General features: G+C 72.4%; 13 protein-coding genes. 10 read left to right on the plus strand and 3 right to left on the minus strand.

The annotated features are described in order from the left end of the window. Window positions 1-73 precede the first annotated feature (73 nt). Window positions 74-1,069, minus strand: a complete 996-nt coding sequence (locus tag ABZZ38_RS03905) for an ADP-ribosylglycohydrolase family protein (protein WP_356735423.1) — start codon at window positions 1,067-1,069, stop codon at window positions 74-76. Window positions 1,070-1,352: 283 nt separating this feature from the next. On the opposite strand from ABZZ38_RS03905, the gene ABZZ38_RS03910 reads away from it, so the two are divergent. The 7 genes from ABZZ38_RS03910 (at window position 1,353) to ABZZ38_RS03940 (ending at window position 11,523) form a co-directional block, all read left to right on the plus strand. Further along, entirely contained in the window at window positions 1,353-2,081 is a 729-nt protein-coding gene (locus tag ABZZ38_RS03910) for a VIT1/CCC1 transporter family protein (protein ID WP_356735425.1), read from the plus strand. Window positions 2,082-2,450: 369 nt separating this feature from the next. Next, complete coding sequence (gltB, locus tag ABZZ38_RS03915; protein ID WP_356735427.1) at window positions 2,451-7,013, plus strand: glutamate synthase large subunit; 4,563 nt, start codon at window positions 2,451-2,453, stop codon at window positions 7,011-7,013. Next, complete coding sequence (locus tag ABZZ38_RS03920; protein WP_356735429.1) at window positions 7,006-8,466, plus strand: glutamate synthase subunit beta; 1,461 nt, start codon at window positions 7,006-7,008, stop codon at window positions 8,464-8,466. The genes gltB and ABZZ38_RS03920 overlap by 8 nt, the downstream gene beginning before the upstream one ends. Window positions 8,467-8,894: 428 nt before the next feature. Further along, on the plus strand, window positions 8,895-9,614 hold the full coding sequence (locus ABZZ38_RS03925) for a VWA domain-containing protein (protein WP_356735431.1): 720 nt from the start codon (window positions 8,895-8,897) through the stop codon (window positions 9,612-9,614). Window positions 9,615-9,837: 223 nt separating this feature from the next. Continuing rightward, on the plus strand, window positions 9,838-10,269 hold the full coding sequence (locus tag ABZZ38_RS03930; RefSeq protein WP_356735433.1) for a hypothetical protein: 432 nt from the start codon (window positions 9,838-9,840) through the stop codon (window positions 10,267-10,269). A gap of 51 nt (window positions 10,270-10,320) precedes the next feature. Further along, window positions 10,321-10,806 (plus strand): pyridoxamine 5'-phosphate oxidase family protein, encoded by a 486-nt coding sequence (locus ABZZ38_RS03935; protein WP_356735435.1) that lies wholly within the window; start codon window positions 10,321-10,323, stop codon window positions 10,804-10,806. Window positions 10,807-11,127: 321 nt separating this feature from the next. Further along, on the plus strand, window positions 11,128-11,523 hold the full coding sequence (locus ABZZ38_RS03940) for a ribonuclease domain-containing protein (protein WP_356735437.1): 396 nt from the start codon (window positions 11,128-11,130) through the stop codon (window positions 11,521-11,523). A gap of 8 nt (window positions 11,524-11,531) precedes the next feature. On the opposite strand, the gene ABZZ38_RS03945 is transcribed toward ABZZ38_RS03940, so the two are convergent. Beyond that, window positions 11,532-12,425 (minus strand): hypothetical protein, encoded by an 894-nt coding sequence (locus tag ABZZ38_RS03945; protein ID WP_356735439.1) that lies wholly within the window; start codon window positions 12,423-12,425, stop codon window positions 11,532-11,534. 207 nt (window positions 12,426-12,632) lie between these two features. On the opposite strand from ABZZ38_RS03945, the gene ABZZ38_RS03950 reads away from it, so the two are divergent. Further along, entirely contained in the window at window positions 12,633-13,463 is an 831-nt protein-coding gene (locus ABZZ38_RS03950; RefSeq protein WP_356735441.1) for a serine protease, read from the plus strand. Between the two features lie 110 nt (window positions 13,464-13,573). On the opposite strand, the gene ABZZ38_RS03955 is transcribed toward ABZZ38_RS03950, so the two are convergent. Beyond that, on the minus strand, window positions 13,574-15,322 hold the full coding sequence (locus ABZZ38_RS03955; protein ID WP_356735443.1) for a beta-galactosidase family protein: 1,749 nt from the start codon (window positions 15,320-15,322) through the stop codon (window positions 13,574-13,576). Window positions 15,323-15,451: 129 nt separating this feature from the next. Here ABZZ38_RS03955 and ABZZ38_RS03960 point away from each other — a divergent pair, with 129 nt between their 5' ends. Together ABZZ38_RS03960 and ABZZ38_RS03965 are read left to right on the plus strand one after the other, a co-directional pair. Beyond that, window positions 15,452-16,339: an AraC family transcriptional regulator gene (locus tag ABZZ38_RS03960; RefSeq protein WP_356735445.1), complete on the plus strand. Its 888-nt coding sequence runs from the start codon at window positions 15,452-15,454 to the stop codon at window positions 16,337-16,339. Window positions 16,340-16,350: 11 nt separating this feature from the next. Beyond that, on the plus strand, window positions 16,351-16,710 hold the full coding sequence (locus ABZZ38_RS03965; protein WP_356735447.1) for a chorismate mutase: 360 nt from the start codon (window positions 16,351-16,353) through the stop codon (window positions 16,708-16,710). Window positions 16,711-17,084: the final 374 nt, after the last annotated feature.

The raw sequence follows: 17,084 nt of genomic DNA on the forward strand, positions 1-17,084 counted from the left end.
GCGGGGTCCTGCGGGGGGTCGGGGGAGTCCACGGGGGTGGGGTCCGGGGCGTACGGGGAAGGGGTGGGGGGCATCAGGGGGCCTCGGGATCGTCGTCGGGGGTCAGGAGCTCCGCGATGTCCAGGACGTGGTAGCCGCGCATCGAGGGGAGGCAGCTGCCGCGGACCGGGCCGATCAGGGACGACCACTCCGGGGGGATCGCCGCCGCGCCCGACATCGCCCCGGCGAGGGCGCCCGCCACCGCGGCCGTCGTGTCGGCGTCGCGGCCCATGTTGACCGCGGTCAGCACCGACGTACGGAAGTCACCGCGCGCCGCCGCGAACGCGCCGAACGCCAGGCCGACCGCCTCGGGGGCCAGATCCGTCCAGGGGTAGCCGCCGACGACGACCGCCGAGCGGACGGCCCGTTCCCGTACGAGCGGGTCCGGCTGGACGCGCTGGGCCGCGACGACCGCGCGCCGCATCGAACGGGCCGTCCACGAGTCCATGGGGACGACCGACAGGGCGGCGGCGATGGTCGACGCCGGGTCCGCCCCCGACATCGCCGCCGCGACGCCCGCCGCCACGGCCTGCCCGCCGTAGATGCCCTCGCCCTCGTGACTGACCGTGCCGTCGATCGCGACCAGCCGCGCCGCCTCGGCCGGGCGCCCCGCCGCGAACACGCCGAATGGCGCCGCCCGCATGGCGAGCCCGTCGCTCCAGGCGTGCCGGTGCTGCGCCGAGATGGGCGCAGCGAGGCCCCGACGGAGGTTTTCGAGCGTGCCGCGCTCGCTGAAGCCGGCGCCGCGGAACGGCCCCTCGTCCAGGTCGGCGATCCAGTGGTGCCATGCGGTCTCGACGTGCGAGACGGTCAGGGCGGAGCCGTGCCGGGCGAGGAGGAGGCCGGAGAAGATGGCGTACTCGGTGTCGTCCGTGCCGACGGGGTCGTCGCTGACGAAGCCCTCGATACGGCCCCAGCGGCGGCGGATCTCGGAGGGCCGCATGTTCTCGGCGGGAGCCCCGAGCGCGTCCCCGACGGCCAGTCCGAGCAGGGCGCCGCGGGCGCGGTCGAGCAGAACCGAGGTCGCCATCGACACCATCGCGGGGGTCCCTTCGTGCGGACCGGTCGATTCCTGGATGTGTCCCACGCGCGGCGCCTCATCACCCGGATGTCACCGGGATGGCGGCGGGATGGCGGCGGAAGGGCGGCGGAACGGCGGTGTGACAGCGGCGGGACAGCGGCGGGACAGCCGCGGAACGGCGACCCGGACGACGGCAGTAAGTAAAGCCTGCCTTGCTGGCGAGCCCCTTACACCGCGCGTATTTTCGATGGTGTCCGCACCGGCGGACCAGGTACGAAGCCAGGGGAGAGCTGTGTCCATCATCGAGACCGAGGCGACGCTTCACGAGGCGCACCGCGACAACCACACCCACCGCGATGTGAACGGCGGCTGGCTGCGCCCCGCCGTGTTCGGCGCGATGGACGGTCTCGTGTCGAACCTCGCCCTCATGACGGGTGTCGCCGGTGGTGCGGTCTCCCACCAGACCATCGTCATCACGGGGCTCGCGGGCCTCGCGGCCGGCGCGTTCTCCATGGCGGCCGGCGAGTACACCTCCGTCGCCTCCCAGCGCGAACTGGTCGAGGCGGAACTGGACATCGAGCGCCGCGAACTGCGCAAGCACCCGGTGGACGAGATGGAGGAGCTCGCCGCGCTGTACGTGGCACGGGGCGTCGAGCCGGCCCTCGCCCGCGAGGTGGCCATGCAGCTGTCGAAGGACCCGGAGCAGGCGCTGGAGATACACGCCCGCGAGGAGCTCGGCATCGACCCGGACGACCTCCCCTCGCCGACCGTGGCCGCGCTGTCGTCCTTCGGCTCGTTCGCGCTCGGCGCGCTCCTGCCCGTACTGCCGTACCTGCTCGGCGCGACCGCCCTGTGGCCCGCCGTCCTGCTGGCGCTGCTCGGCCTGTTCGCGTGCGGTGCGCTCGTGGCGCGCGTGACCGCGCGGAGCTGGTGGTACAGCGGTCTGCGCCAGCTGGCGCTCGGCGGCGCCGCCGCCGCGGTGACGTACGGGCTCGGGGCGCTCTTCGGTGCGGCCCTCTGAGTCGGGGGCTACGGTGGGGGTCAGGGTTGTGACGAAGCTCCAATGGCGGGATTCCCACCCGCGGTGAGACACTATGCACCGCGGCACATACGTAGCCGTAACGCGGCGGTTTCGATTCCTTGACCAGCGGGCATGAGCCGTGAGCGCTGTGGGCAATGAAGCCCGCGTCCCCTGCGGGCCCCCGGATGATCGATTCGTGCCATCCATCCGCCTGTGAACCACCTCCACCGCTATGTGCGGTGTCCGCATGCTGGAATGCCCTATCCGTGTTCCGAGAAGCACTCCATCATGTAATCTGCACGAAATTTTGCGGAGGGCCAACGTCGTCCCTCTGGCACTGCATATGCCACGACGACGACGGGAGAGCCGATGCGTTCCGACGCCTGGTCGCCCATGGACGGTCGCCCCGCCCCGCAGGGTATGTACGACCCCCGCAATGAGCACGACGCCTGTGGTGTCGGCTTCGTTGCCACCCTCACCGGTGTAGCCAGCCACGCGCTGGTGGAGCAGGCGCTGACCGTTCTGCGCAACCTGGAGCACCGGGGCGCCACCGGCTCCGAGCCCGACTCCGGCGACGGCGCGGGCATCCTGTTCCAGGTGCCGGACGCGTTCCTGCGCGAGGTCACCGACTTCGAACTGCCCGAGGCCGGCTCGTACGCCGTCGGCATCGCCTTCCTCCCCGCCGACGGCTCCGCACAGGCCGTCGAGCGGATCGAGGCGCTCGCCGCCGAGGAGAACCTCACCGTCCTCGGCTGGCGCGAGGTCCCCGTCGCCCCCGAGCTGCTCGGCGCGACGGCCCGCTCCACCATGCCGGAGTTCCGCCAGCTCTTCGTGAGCGACGGCGGGACGAGCACGGGCATCGCGCTCGACCGCAAGGCGTTCGCGCTGCGCAAGCGCGCCGAGCGGGAGGCCGGGGTCTACTTCCCGTCGCTCTCCGCCCGCACGATCGTCTACAAGGGCATGCTCACCACCGGGCAGCTGGAGCCCTTCTTCCCCGACCTGTCGGACCGCCGCTGCGCCACCGCCGTCGCGCTCGTCCACTCCCGGTTCTCCACCAACACCTTCCCGAGCTGGCCGCTCGCCCACCCGTACCGCTTCGTCGCGCACAACGGCGAGATCAACACGGTCAAGGGCAACCGCAACTGGATGCGGGCGCGCGAGTCGCAGCTCGTCTCCGACCTCTTCGGCGACAAGGGCCTGGAGCGGATCTTCCCGGTCTGCACGCCGGACGCCTCCGACTCCGCCTCCTTCGACGAGGTGCTGGAGCTGCTCCACCTCGGCGGCCGTTCGCTGCCGCACAGCGTCCTGATGATGGTCCCCGAGGCGTGGGAGAACCACGACTCCATGGACCCGGCCCGCCGCGCCTTCTACCAGTACCACTCCACGATGATGGAGCCCTGGGACGGCCCGGCCTGCGTCACCTTCACCGACGGCGTCCAGGTCGGCGCGGTTCTCGACCGCAACGGTCTGCGCCCCGGCCGCTACTGGGTCACCGACGAGGGCCTCGTCGTGCTGTCCTCCGAGGTCGGCGTCCTCGACATCGACCCCGCCAGGGTCGTCCGCAAGGGCCGCCTCCAGCCCGGCAAGATGTTCCTCGTCGACACCGCCGAGCACCGCATCATCGAGGACGACGAGATCAAGGCCGGCCTCGCCGCCGAACACCCGTACCAGGAGTGGCTCGAGACCGGGATCATCGAGCTCGAGGACCTGCCCGAGCGCGAGCACATCGTCCACACCCACGCCTCGGTCACCCGCCGCCAGCAGACCTTCGGCTACACCGAGGAGGAGCTGCGCGTCCTCCTCGCGCCGATGGCCCGCAGCGGTGCCGAGCCGATCGGCTCCATGGGCACGGACTCGCCGATCGCCGCGCTGTCCGAGCGCCCGCGACTGCTCTTCGACTACTTCACCCAGCTCTTCGCGCAGGTCACCAACCCGCCGCTGGACGCCATCCGCGAGGAGCTCGTCACCTCGCTGCACTCCTCGCTCGGCCCCCAGGGCAACCTGCTGGAGCCGACCTCCGCGTCCTGTCGCAGCGTCACCCTGCCGTTCCCGGTGATCGACAACGACGAGCTGGCCAAGCTCATCCACATCAACGCCGACGGCGACATGCCGGGCATGAAGGCCGCCACGCTCTCCGGCCTCTACCGGGTCTCCGGTGGCGGCGAGGCCCTCGCGGCCCGTATCGAGGAGATCTGCGCCGAGGCCGACGCCGCCATCGAGGCCGGCGCCCGCCTGATCGTGCTCTCCGACCGGCACTCCGACGCCGAGCACGCGCCGATCCCGTCGCTGCTGCTCACCTCCGCCGTCCACCACCACCTCATCCGCACCAAGCAGCGCACCCAGGTGGGCCTGCTGGTCGAGGCCGGTGACGTCCGCGAGGTGCACCACGTCGCGCTCCTCATCGGGTACGGCGCCGCCGCCGTCAACCCGTACCTCGCCATGGAGTCCGTCGAGGACCTCGTCCGCGCCGGCACCTTCGTCGAGGGCCTGGAGCCCGAGCAGGCCATCCGCAACCTGATATACGCCCTCGGCAAGGGCGTCCTGAAGGTCATGTCCAAGATGGGCATCTCGACCGTCGCCTCCTACCGCGGCGCGCAGGTCTTCGAGGCCGTCGGCCTCGACGAGGCCTTCGTCGAGAAGTACTTCAACGGCACCGCCACCAAGATCGGCGGCGCCGGCCTCGACGTCGTCGCCAAGGAGGTCGCCGCCCGCCACGCCAAGGCGTACCCGGCCTCCGGCATCGCCGCCACGCACCGCGCGCTGGAGATCGGCGGCGAGTACCAGTGGCGCCGTGAGGGCGAGCCGCACCTGTTCGACCCGGAGACGGTCTTCCGCCTCCAGCACGCCACACGCACCAAGCGGTACGACATCTTCAAGAAGTACACGGACCGCGTGAACGAGCAGTCCCAGCGCCTGATGACGCTGCGCGGCCTGTTCGGCTTCAGGTCCGACCGGCAGCCGATCCCCATCGACGAGGTCGAGCCGATCAGCGAGATCGTCAAGCGCTTCTCCACCGGCGCCATGTCGTACGGCTCCATCTCCCAGGAGGCGCACGAGACCCTCGCCATCGCCATGAACCAGCTGGGCGGCAAGTCCAACACCGGTGAGGGCGGCGAGGACCCCGAGCGCCTCTACGACCCGGCGCGGCGTTCGTCGATCAAGCAGGTGGCCTCCGGCCGCTTCGGCGTCACCTCCGAGTACCTCGTCAACGCCGACGACATCCAGATCAAGATGGCCCAGGGCGCCAAGCCGGGCGAGGGCGGCCAGCTGCCCGGCCACAAGGTGTACCCGTGGGTCGCCAAGACCCGGCACTCCACCCCGGGTGTCGGCCTGATCTCGCCGCCGCCGCACCACGACATCTACTCCATCGAGGACCTGGCTCAGCTGATCCACGACCTCAAGAACGCCAACCCGGCCGCCCGCATCCACGTGAAGCTGGTCTCCGAGGTTGGCGTCGGCACCGTCGCCGCCGGTGTGTCCAAGGCGCACGCCGACGTGGTGCTCATCTCCGGCCACGACGGCGGTACCGGCGCCTCGCCGCTCACCTCGCTCAAGCACGCGGGCGGCCCCTGGGAGCTCGGCCTGGCCGAGACCCAGCAGACCCTGTTGCTCAACGGCCTGCGCGACCGGATCGTCGTCCAGACCGACGGCCAGCTCAAGACCGGCCGCGACGTCGTCATCGCCGCGCTGCTCGGCGCCGAGGAGTTCGGTTTCGCGACCGCGCCGCTCGTCGTCTCCGGCTGCGTCATGATGCGCGTCTGCCACCTGGACACCTGCCCGGTCGGCATCGCCACCCAGAACCCGGTGCTGCGCGAGCGCTTCGCCGGCAAGGCCGAATTCGTCGTCAACTTCTTCGAGTTCATCGCCCAGGAGGTGCGCGAGCTCCTCGCCGAGCTCGGCTTCCGCACCCTGGAGGAGGCCGTCGGCCACGCCGAGCTGCTGGACACCGAGCGGGCCGTGGACCACTGGAAGGCGCAGGGCCTCGACCTGGCTCCGCTGTTCCACGTCCCCGAGCTGCCCGAGGGCGCGGTGCGCCACCAGCTGATCGAGCAGGACCACGGCCTGGAGAAGGCGCTCGACAACGAGCTGATCAAGCTCGCCGCCGACGCGCTGTCCGCGCCGAGCGCCGAGGAGGCGCAGCCGGTCCGCGCCCAGGTCGCGATCCGCAACATCAACCGCACGGTCGGCACCATGCTGGGCCACGAGGTGACGAAGAAGTTCGGTGGCGCGGGCCTGCCCGACGACACCATCGACATCACCTTCACCGGCTCGGCCGGCCAGTCCTTCGGCGCGTTCGTGCCGCGCGGCATCACGCTGCGACTGGAGGGCGACGCCAACGACTACGTCGGCAAGGGCCTGTCCGGTGGCCGCCTGATCGTCCGCCCCGACCGGGGCGCCGACCACCTGGCCGAGTACTCGACCATCGCGGGCAACACCATCGGGTACGGCGCGACCGGCGGCGAGATCTTCCTGCGCGGTCGCACCGGTGAGCGGTTCTGCGTCCGCAACTCCGGCGCGCTGGTCGTCTCCGAGGGCGTGGGCGACCACGGCTGCGAGTACATGACCGGCGGTCACGCGGTGGTGCTCGGCGAGACGGGCCGCAACTTCGCGGCCGGTATGTCGGGCGGTGTCGCGTACGTCATCGACCTCGACCGGGACAACGTCAACGCCGGCAACCTGGGCGCCATCGAGGCCCTGGACGAGGCCGACCGGGCGTGGCTGCACGATGTCGTGCGCCGCCACCACGAGGAGACGGGTTCGACCGTAGCCGAGAAGCTCCTTGCCGACTGGTCCGCCGCCGTGGACCGATTCAGCAAGATCATCCCGACCACGTACAAGGCCGTGCTCGCCGCCAAGGACGCCGCTGAGCTCGCCGGTCTCTCCGAGCAGGAGACCACCGAGAAGATGATGGAGGCGGCGACCAATGGCTGACCCCAAGGGCTTCCTGACCACCGGACGCGAGGTCGCCGAGACCCGCCCCGTGGCCGAGCGCGTCAAGGACTGGAACGAGGTCTACGTCCCCGGCTCCCTGCTGCCGATCATCAGCAAGCAGGCCGGCCGGTGCATGGACTGCGGCATCCCGTTCTGCCACAACGGCTGCCCGCTCGGGAACCTGATCCCCGAGTGGAACGACTACGCCTACCGCGAGGACTGGCAGGCCGCGTCCGAGCGCCTGCACGCCACGAACAACTTCCCCGAGTTCACCGGGCGGCTGTGCCCGGCGCCCTGCGAGTCGGCGTGCGTGCTGGGCATCAACCAGCCGCCGGTCACCATCAAGAACGTCGAAGTGTCGATCATCGACAAGGCGTGGGAGACCGGTGACGTCACCCCGCAGCCGCCGGAGCGGCTGTCCGGCAAGACCGTCGCCGTCATCGGCTCCGGCCCGGCTGGTCTCGCCGCCGCGCAGCAGCTGACCCGCGCCGGTCACACGGTCGCCGTGTACGAGCGGGCCGACCGCATCGGCGGGCTGCTGCGGTACGGCATCCCCGAGTTCAAGATGGAGAAGGTGCACATCAACCGGCGTATCGAGCAGATGCGCGCGGAGGGCACCAAGTTCCGCACCGAGGTCGAGATCGGCCGCGACATCGACGCCGCGAAGCTGCGGCAGCGGTACGACGCCGTCGTCATCGCCGCCGGTGCGACCGTCTCGCGCGACCTGCCCGTCCCGGGCCGTGAGCTCAAGGGCATCCACTTCGCGATGGAGTACCTGCCGCTCGCCAACAAGGTGCAGGAGGGTGACTTCGTGGCGCCCCCCATCACCGCCGAGGGCAAGCACGTCGTGGTCATCGGCGGCGGCGACACCGGCGCGGACTGCGTGGGCACCGCCCACCGCCAGGGCGCGCTGTCCGTCACGCAGCTGGAGATCATGCCCCGGCCGGGCGAGGAGCGCGGCGCCAACCAGCCCTGGCCGACGTTCCCGATGCTCTACAAGGTCACCTCGGCCCACGAGGAGGGCGGCGAGCGGATCTACTCCGTCTCCACCACCCACTTCGAGGGTGACGAGGACGGCAACGTCCAGTTCCTCCACCTCGTGGAGGTGGAGTTCAAGGACGGCAAGCTGGAGCAGAAGCCCGGCACCGAGCGGAAGATCCCGGCCCAGCTGGTCACCCTCGCCATGGGCTTCACCGGCACCGACCAGTCCAACGGCCTGGTCCAGCAGTTCGGCCTGGAGCTCGACGAGCGCGGCAACATCGCCCGCGACGAGCACTACGCGACCAACGTCGACGGCGTCTTCGTCGCCGGCGACGCCGGTCGGGGTCAGTCGCTCATCGTGTGGGCCATCGCCGAGGGCCGCTCGGCGGCGCGCGGCGTGGACCGCTACCTGACGGGTACGAGTCAGCTGCCGGCCCCGGTCCGCCCGACGGACCGCGCGCTGACGGTCTGACGCCCGACCGGGGCGGACCGCACGGCGCTCCCCGGTCACGCCGACGGGCGTCGCGCACGACGACGTGCGCGACGTCCCCGGACACCCCCGAACGTCCCGTACAACGGCGTACGGAACACAGCAGCGCCTGCCTCGTCCCCGACCGGACCGTTGGCAGGCGCTGCGCCTTGTCCCGGACCCGGTCGGTTCCGTCGCCACCGGGCGCGTCCGTCCGAGGCCGCCCCGCCCTCATGCGCCCTGGCGGGGCGCCGCCGCCCTCTCCCGGGATCGCCGTCGGGCGGGTACACGTACGAGGGAGACGTGGCGGGCGGGTTCTGGCATGTGGTGGGCATGTTCCGGTTCACGCCGGGGGAGTTGGACGAGGTCCTGCCGGGGGTGCGGAGGCTGCCGCCGGGTGAGGAGCTGTGACGATCACCTAGTCTTCTTTCATGCCAATCAGCCTCCGCACGGTGGAGGAGACCGCGCCCCCGCTGGTCGACCTCTGCAAGAGCGCCGGTGTCTCGCTGCGCAAGCACGGACTGAGCGGGGAGCGCGCCGCGGTGTACCTGGTCGTCGACCACTCGGGTTCCATGAAGCCGTACTACCGGGACGGCAGCGTCCAGGCCCTCGCCGACCGGGTGCTGGGCCTGTCGGCGAACCTCGACGACGACGGGCGGGTGCCGGTCGTCTTCTTCTCCACGGACATCGACGCCGAGACCGAGATCTCCCTGGCGGACCACCGGGGGCGGATCGACCGGATCGTGGCGGGTCTCGGCCACATGGGCAGGACGAGCTACCACCTGGCCATGGACGCGGTCATCGACCACTACCTGGACAGCGGTGCCACCGCCCCCGCGTTCGTCGTCTTCCAGACGGACGGCGGCCCCACCAACAAGCTCGCGGCCGAGCGTCACCTGTGCAAGGCGGCGCGGCTGCCGATGTTCTGGCAGTTCATCGGGTTCGGCGACCCGGACAGCCGCCAGTTCGACTTCCTGCGGAAGCTGGACGAGCTGGCCGTGCCGGGGAAGCGGTGCGTGGACAACGCGGGGTTCTTCCACGCGGGCGCCGAGCCGCGCAGCGTGCCCGACGCCGAACTGTACGACCGGCTGGTCGCCGAGCTCCCGGAGTGGCTGGCGGCGGCGCGGGCGCGGGGCATCGTCCGGCACTGACCTGACCTGACCTGACCTGACCTGACCTGACCGGACGGGACCGGACGGGCCTGACTTCACCGGACCCGACCTGCCGGCCTGCCCGGGCCTGACCGGGGTGGCGCGGCCCCGGTGGCCGCTTCCGTTGGGCCTATCGCGTGATTGTTCGCCCGCTCACCGGGGCCGCCGGGCGCGGTGGGGTAGTGCGCTCCTCGGTATCCGCCACCGGATGGGAGACATACACATGCGCCGTGCAGGATTCGTGGTCGCCGCGGCGGCCACGCTCACGCTGGGGATGACCGGGACGGGCCGGGCGGTCACGAACGCCAGCGCCGACATCACGGCGAGCTGGGGCGACCGCGTCCGGCTCGCGTACACCTGGACCGACCGGCACACCATCCGGAACGGAACGCTCACCGTCACCGACACGACCTGCGACGACCGCGCCGTGTACGCCACCCTGACGATCACCACGGGCGACGGCCGCACCGTCCCCCTGGGCGACCGGCACAACACGGGCGGCTGCGGCACGAGCGCCGAGTACCACGACATCACGGCGGCGGACGCCGGCGGGATCACACGGCTGACGCTGACGATCTGCCACGGCGCGGGCGGCACCTGCGAGGCGCGGTACGTCGGGGCCAACCCGTACCGGCTGGACTCCCTTCCCTCCTGAAACTCCTGAAACCCGACAGGAGATGTCCGGTATCCGCGGTTCCCTGAAGCCATGGCACCCAAGGCGTTCAGCTGGGCGGATTTCAGGGCCGCGGAGCCGGACTTCGCCGAGATCGTGGAGCGGCGCTTCGCCGCGCACACCCACCACGTCCTCGGCACCCTGCGCGGGGACGGTTCCCCGCGGCTGACCGGGTTGGAGGTCACCTTCCGGTTCGGTGAGCTGTGGCTCGGCATGATGCCGAGGTCGCTCAAGGCACGGGACCTGATGCGCGACCCGCGGTTCGCCCTGCACGCCAACCCGGGCAGCGGTACGGACATGGGGGGCGGTGACGTCCGGATCGGGGGCCGGGCCGTCGAGGTGACCGACCCGGAGGTGATGGCACGGCTCGCGGAGGAGGGCGGGGCGCCCCCGGTGTTCCACCTCTTCCGGGCGGAGCTCACCGAGGTCGTGCGCATCTCCGTCGAGGGCGAGCAGCTCGTCATCCGGACCTGGCACCCGGGCGAGCCCCCGCGCACCGTACGGCGCGGCAACGACTGACGCCCGGGCCCGCCCGCCCGGTACGCGTCACCGGCCCCCCCGGCCCGCAGGTGCCGTGCGAAGAACGACAGCACGTGGCCGCGCACCAGAGGCACCGAAGCGGCCGGGGCGATCGCACCGACCGAGCTCGGCCGCGTCCACGCCCCGCACCCCGCCCCGCCCCACCCCGACCCGCGAGGCGGCGACCGCCCGCGCCGCCACGCTCCTCGCCGGCCCTCCGCACACGGCACGCGAGGGCGGCACCCACCGGATCGTCAGCGGCCGTCACACGTAAGGGTGGTTGAGCCGTCCGGTCCTCTGCCCCTCCGCCACCATGGGGGCATGCGCATGCCCCCGCGGCTCAGCCTGCTCGCCGCCGCGGCGGCTCTCCTGCCGGCCTTCCTCGCCGGCCCCGCGGAGGCGACGGCCCCCTTCGGCCACGTCCGACGGGCCCTCGGTGACGTCTGCTCCTCCGACCTGCCGCCCCAGGCCCATGACACCCTCGACCTCATCGAGACGGGCGGCCCCTACCCGTACCCCCAGGACGGCAGCGTCTTCCGGAACCGTGAACGCGTCCTGCCGAACCGGTCGGCCGGCTACTACCACGAGTACACCGTCATCACCCCCGGCGCGCCGACCCGCGGCCCCCGCCGCGTCGTCACCGGCAGCGCGAGCCGGGAGGACTACTACTCGGCCGACCACTACGCATCGTTCGACCGCGTCGAGCACCACTGCTGACGACCCCGCTACGTGTCGCACTCCAGCACCGTCCGGCACAGCCCGCACCGGGCCCTCACCCGGCCCCGGACCGGCATCCGGATCCGCTGGTGGCAGGTGGGGCAGGGGAACGAGACACGCAGCCCGGTGTCACCTTCGCCGCCCTCGAAGGTGTACGGGAGGCCCGTGACGGCGCCCGGGTGGTCCTGGGCGTAGCGGCGGTCCTTCGCGTACCGGTGGCGGCCCGCCCAGCCCGCCGCCGTCAGCGGGGGCCGGCGGCCGTCGCTCAACGCCTGGTCACGGCCATCGGCGTACGCCGTGTACGCCTGCGGGGAGGTGAACCACGGCGACGGGTCCTCGTCGAACGCCAGCGCTCGCTTGGCCAGGACGTACCCGAACTCCTCCGGCGTCAGATAGCCCAGCTTCTGGCTCGACACGCCGTCCTCGCGGTACGCGTCCAGCAGCAGCCACCCCGCCCCGAGGTACGCCGTCACCGTGTCCGTGAGGATCTCGTTGTCGCGCGTGCCGGGGAAGCTCAGGCCCAGCCGGTGCAGCAGCACATGCGTGATCTCGTGGGCCAGGGCGGCCCCGATGTCCCTGCGGTGCGTACGGAAACGGTCGTTCAGCTCGATGAAGTACTCCGGTCCGGCGGCCAGCTCGACGCTCGCCGCGTGCTCCATCTCCCGGAAGCTGACGATCATCCGTGCCTCCGGCAGCCGGAGCTGCTGCACCAGCGCGTGCGCCACCCGCTGCGCCCCCAGGTGCAGGTCGTCGGCGTCCGCGAAGGCCACGTCGGCGGGGGCGACACTCGCGGCGTACGCGTACAGACCCTCGCGGCTCAGCCGCCGGTAGACCGCGGTGATCGCCGCCCGCACGGTGTCGAGGTGCGGATAGCCGTGCACGACCTCACTGCCGTTCGCCACGTCCCGTACCCCCAAGCACGACGTCGACCTCTTTCCAGAGTACGGCGGCGGGCGCAGCGCGTCCGTGGCCGAAAAGACGGCCTTGTGACCCGCCCGGCGCCCTCCCCATAATCCGGACACGCCTTGACGAGCCCATGTCATTGAACTGCCCCGTGGCACGGGTCTCATCGCGTGCGCAAGGCTCAACCCCCCACGAAAGGCAGACACTTGAACACTCTTCTTCGCACCCTCAGGAGATGCGCCGCGACCGGCGCCGTCATCCTCGCCGCGATCAGCCTCCAGCCCGTCTCCGCCGCCCAGGCGGCCGACAAGCCCGTCCCCACCGACACCCGGGCGGCCCAGAAGCCCGTCGCCGCGGCCGGCCTGCCCGTCGTCGGCGGCACCCGCGCCGCACAGGGCGAGTTCCCGTGGATGGTCCGGCTCTCCATGGGCTGCGGCGGCGCCCTCTACACCCAGCAGATCGTCCTGACCGCCGCGCACTGCGTGAACGGCTCCGGAAACAACACCGGTATCACCGCCACCGCCGGCGTCGTGGACCTCCAGAGCTCCGCCGCCATCAAGGTCAGGTCCACCAAGGTCCTCCAGGCCCCCGGCTACAACGGCACGGGCAAGGACTGGGCGCTGATCAAGCTCGCCCAGCCGATCAACCTGCCCACCCTGCCGATCGCCACCACGACGGCGTACAACAGCGGCACCTTCACCGTCGCCGGCTGGGGCGCCGCCCGCGAGGGCGGCAGCCAGCAGCGCTACCTGCTCAAGGCACAGGTGCCGTTCGTCTCCGACGCCAGCTGCCAGCAGTCGTACGGCAACGCCCTCGTCCCGAGCGAGGAGATCTGCGCCGGCTACGCCCAGGGCGGTGTCGACACCTGCCAGGGCGACTCCGGCGGCCCCATGTTCCGCAAGGACAACGCCGGCGCCTGGGTACAGGTCGGCATCGTGAGCTGGGGTGAGGGCTGCGCACGGCCCAACTACCCCGGCGTCTACACCGAGGTGTCCACCTTCGCCGCCGCCATCAAGTCCGCGGCGGCGAACCTCTAGCCCAAGGGAACACCGACAGGAAAGCCCACGCAGGAGGGGCGGGCCCCGGGTCCGCCCCTTCCCCATCGCCTTCCCCGGCCCCCCTGCCCTGCTCCGGGTGGACCGACCCGCTAGCGCAGGCGCACGGACGGCCCGGCGCCCTCCAGCTCCAGCACCCACACCTCGTTCACACCCTCCCGCACCACCGGCCCCGGCACGAACAGCGATCCCTGCGGGCCCACGTTCCAGTACCGCCCCAGACAGAAGCCGTTCAGCCACACGAACCCCCGCGTCCACCCGGGCAGTTCCAGCGCCGCGTCCCCCGCCGCGCCGGCCGCCACCTCCAGGACCGTCCGGTACAGGCCCGGCTCACCGGCCCGCGACACGGGCGCGAACGGCACCTTCGCCACCCCGTCCGCGAGGAACGCGTCCAGCCGCAACCCCCGCGCCCGCACCCCGTGCACGTACTGCCGCTCATGCAACACCCCGCCCGTGATGCCCTTGCTCTCGCCGAGCCGCGGCCCGTAATTGACCCGGCCCAGCGACTCCACCCACAGCTCCACCGCCGCCGGCCCCGCCACCGGCTCCGGCAGCGCCGCGTCCCGCGCGTCGAGCACCCCGGCGCGGACCCCGTCCACGTACACCACCGCCCGGTCCCGCAGCCCCGTCACCGCCAGCGGATACGGCTGCCGCGGCCCCGGCACCCTCAGCCGGTAGCGCACCAGGCCCCGGTCCACGCCCAGCTCCTCGAAGGTCGGCGGAACCGGACCGTCCCACTCCTCGTCGCCCAGCGCGTCCAGCACGTCGTCCAGGGGGGCCCACTCCCCGGCGGCCGCCTCCACCACGGCGGCCAGCCGCGCGGGCGGCGGCGGCACATCGGGCAGCGGCCCCTCCGCGTACTCCTCCATGACCGCGCGCAGCGCCCAGAACTTCGGCGTCGGCAGCCCGGACTCGTCGACCGGCGCGTCGTAGTCGTACGACGTCACCGTCGGCTGGAGCGGACCGCCGTGCAGCGGCCCGGAGCGGTTGGCGCCCGCCCAGCCGCCGAAGTTCGTGCCCCCGTGCGCCATGTACACGTTGACCGACGCGCCGCACTCCAGGATCTCCCGCAGCGCCGCCGCCGCGTCCTGCGGATCCCGTACGGTCCGCTCCTCGCCCCAGTGATCGAACCAGCCGCACCAGAACTCCATGCACATCAGCGGTCCGCGCGGCCGATGGCGCCGCAGCACCCCGAACGCCTCGCGCGCCCCCGACCCGAAGTTCACCGTGGCCAGAATGCCCGGAGCCGACCCACCGGTGAGCATATGGTCCTCGGGCCCGTCCGACGTGAACAGCGGCACGGTCACCCCGCACGCCCCCAGCAGGTCCGCCACGGACCGCAGATAATCCTGGTCGGAGCCGTAGCTGCCGTACTCGTTCTCCACCTGCACCATGATCACCGGACCGCCCCGGTCGATCTGCCGGGCCGCCACCTGCGGCAGCAGCACGCGGAACCAGCGGTCCACCTGACCCAGGAACTCCGCGTCCCGCGTCCGCACCCGCCGCCCCAGCCTCCCCGTCAGCCAGTGCGGCAACCCGCCGTTCTCCCACTCCGCGCAGATGTACGGACCCGGCCGCACGATCGCCCACAGGCCCGCCGCGTGCACCGCGTCCAGGAAGCGGCCCAGATCCGCCACACCCCGATACCGGCCGGGCCCCGGCTCGTGGAGGTTCCACGGGACGTACGTCTCCACACAGTTCAGGCCCATCGCGCGGAACATCGCCAGCCGGTGACCCCACTGCCCCTCGTGCACCCGGAAGTAGTGCAGCGCCCCCGACAGCAGCCGCACGGGCCGGCCGTCCAGCAGAAAGTCCTGATCACCCACGGCGAAGTCGGCCACGATTCCGTCCCCTTCCAGGTCACGTACCGCGACCCACCCTCACCCTCTGGCGGGCGGCCGGTCCATGGACAAAGATCAGCGCTGTTTGGACGCAAAGACGATTCGTCCGGCAGGTCGGGAGGCCGAGGGATGTACCGCACCTGGATGCGCTTCTTCACGCCCGGCCCGCCGCACCTGCGGCTCGGCCTCGTCTGCCTCGGCGTCGGACTCCAGCACGGCGCCCTGCCCACCGTCGGCCCGCGCACCCTCGACCACCACGTCGCCGTCGTCATCAGCGCGGGCAGCGGCTGGTACCGCCGGCCCGACGGGCGCCGCACGACGATCACCGCGCCCGCGCTGCTCTGGCTCACCCCCGGCGTCCCGCACCACTACGCGCCCGACCCCGACACCGGCTGGGACGAAGGCTTCGTCGACTTCACCGGACCCGCCACCGCCACCTACACCGAACTCGGCTACATCGAGCCCGACCGCCCCGTCGTCCCGCTCGCCGACGCGGACCCCGCCCGCTCCGTGATCGCCCGCATCACCCGGGCCGCCCGGCGCGGCAACCCGCTGCTCGAAGTCGAGACCGCCGCCGCCGTCCACGAACTGCTCGTCGCCCTCCGGCGCGCCCGCGCCGACACGAGCGCCGGCGGCGACCCCGTCCTGGACGCCCTCGCCCGCGACGCCTTCCGGCCCCTGACCGTCGCCGAGCACGCCGCCCGGCACGGCATGACACCCGCCGAACTGCGCACGGCGGTCCGGCGCGGCGCCGGGCGCAGCCCCAAGGACTACCTGCTCTCCATCCGGCTCGGCCGCGCCAAGGAACTGCTCGCCGGCACCGACCTGCCGGTAGCGGCCGTCGCGCGCCGCGTCGGCTACGACGACCCGGCGTACTTCTCCCGCCTGTTCACCCGCCGCGTCGGCACCGCTCCGACCCGCTTCCGCCAACAGCAGGGGCGTACCGTCCCGGGCGGCTGGAGCGACCGGATCCCGCATCCCGAACACCCACCCACGATCACCCCGGGATCCGTCTAAGCTCCCAGGTCATGAGCACCAGCGAGACCAGCCGGGCCGGCGGGACCGGCGCCGTCGACGAGTCCGCCCGCGCGGAACTGACCCGGCTGCGCGAAAGCATCGACAACATCGACGCGGCGGTCGTCCACATGCTGGCCGAGCGCTTCAAATGCACCCAGCGCGTGGGCCACCTCAAGGCCGAGCACCACCTGCCCCCGGCCGACCCGGCCCGCGAGGCCCGCCAGATCGCCCGGCTGCGCCAGCTCGCGGAGAGCGCCAAGCTGGACCCGGCGTTCGCCGAGAAGCTGCTGAACTTCATCATCGCGGAGGTCATCCGCCACCACGAGACGATCGCGGGCGGCGCGGCGGCCCCGGACCCGGCCGCGGACTGACGACGGCGGGGGACCGGTCCTCCCGCGACGCCCCCGCGCCCCCGCGCCCCCGCGCCACCGCGCCCCCGCGCCACCGCGCCCACCGCGCCCACCGCGCTCACCGTGCCCCCTCACCCCCTCCGCCCCGGCCGGCCCGTCCCAGCCGGATCCGCGCCCCCGAGCCCCGCGCCCCGCCCTGAAGCTCGCCGCCCAGGCCGCCGATCCCCCCACGCACCGGCGTGCGACACACGGCGTACGGCGCGCCGCCCGCGCCCCCGCGAACCCGCCCTTCAGGCGCCCACATACCGACGCCGCCCCCACTGCCCCCACCGCCCCCGCGCCGCCTCCCGGACCTACGCGAAGCCGCCCCCCGGGGCGCGCGCCCACGCCCGCGC

This window comes from Streptomyces sp. NPDC006368, assembly GCF_040612535.1.
Lineage (GTDB): Bacteria > Actinomycetota > Actinomycetes > Streptomycetales > Streptomycetaceae > Streptomyces.

Coding starts and splice junctions, on each gene's coding strand:
- ABZZ38_RS03930 (WP_356735433.1), top strand. CDS start 9,838: ATGCGCCGTGCAGGATTCGTGGTCGCCGCGGCGGCCACGCTCACGCTG.
- ABZZ38_RS03940 (WP_356735437.1), top strand. CDS start 11,128: ATGCGCATGCCCCCGCGGCTCAGCCTGCTCGCCGCCGCGGCGGCTCTC.
- ABZZ38_RS03920 (WP_356735429.1), top strand. CDS start 7,006: ATGGCTGACCCCAAGGGCTTCCTGACCACCGGACGCGAGGTCGCCGAG.
- ABZZ38_RS03905 (WP_356735423.1), bottom strand. CDS start 1,069: ATGGCGACCTCGGTTCTGCTCGACCGCGCCCGCGGCGCCCTGCTCGGA.
- gltB (WP_356735427.1), top strand. CDS start 2,451: ATGCGTTCCGACGCCTGGTCGCCCATGGACGGTCGCCCCGCCCCGCAG.
- ABZZ38_RS03925 (WP_356735431.1), top strand. CDS start 8,895: ATGCCAATCAGCCTCCGCACGGTGGAGGAGACCGCGCCCCCGCTGGTC.
- ABZZ38_RS03935 (WP_356735435.1), top strand. CDS start 10,321: ATGGCACCCAAGGCGTTCAGCTGGGCGGATTTCAGGGCCGCGGAGCCG.
- ABZZ38_RS03965 (WP_356735447.1), top strand. CDS start 16,351: ATGAGCACCAGCGAGACCAGCCGGGCCGGCGGGACCGGCGCCGTCGAC.
- ABZZ38_RS03960 (WP_356735445.1), top strand. CDS start 15,452: ATGTACCGCACCTGGATGCGCTTCTTCACGCCCGGCCCGCCGCACCTG.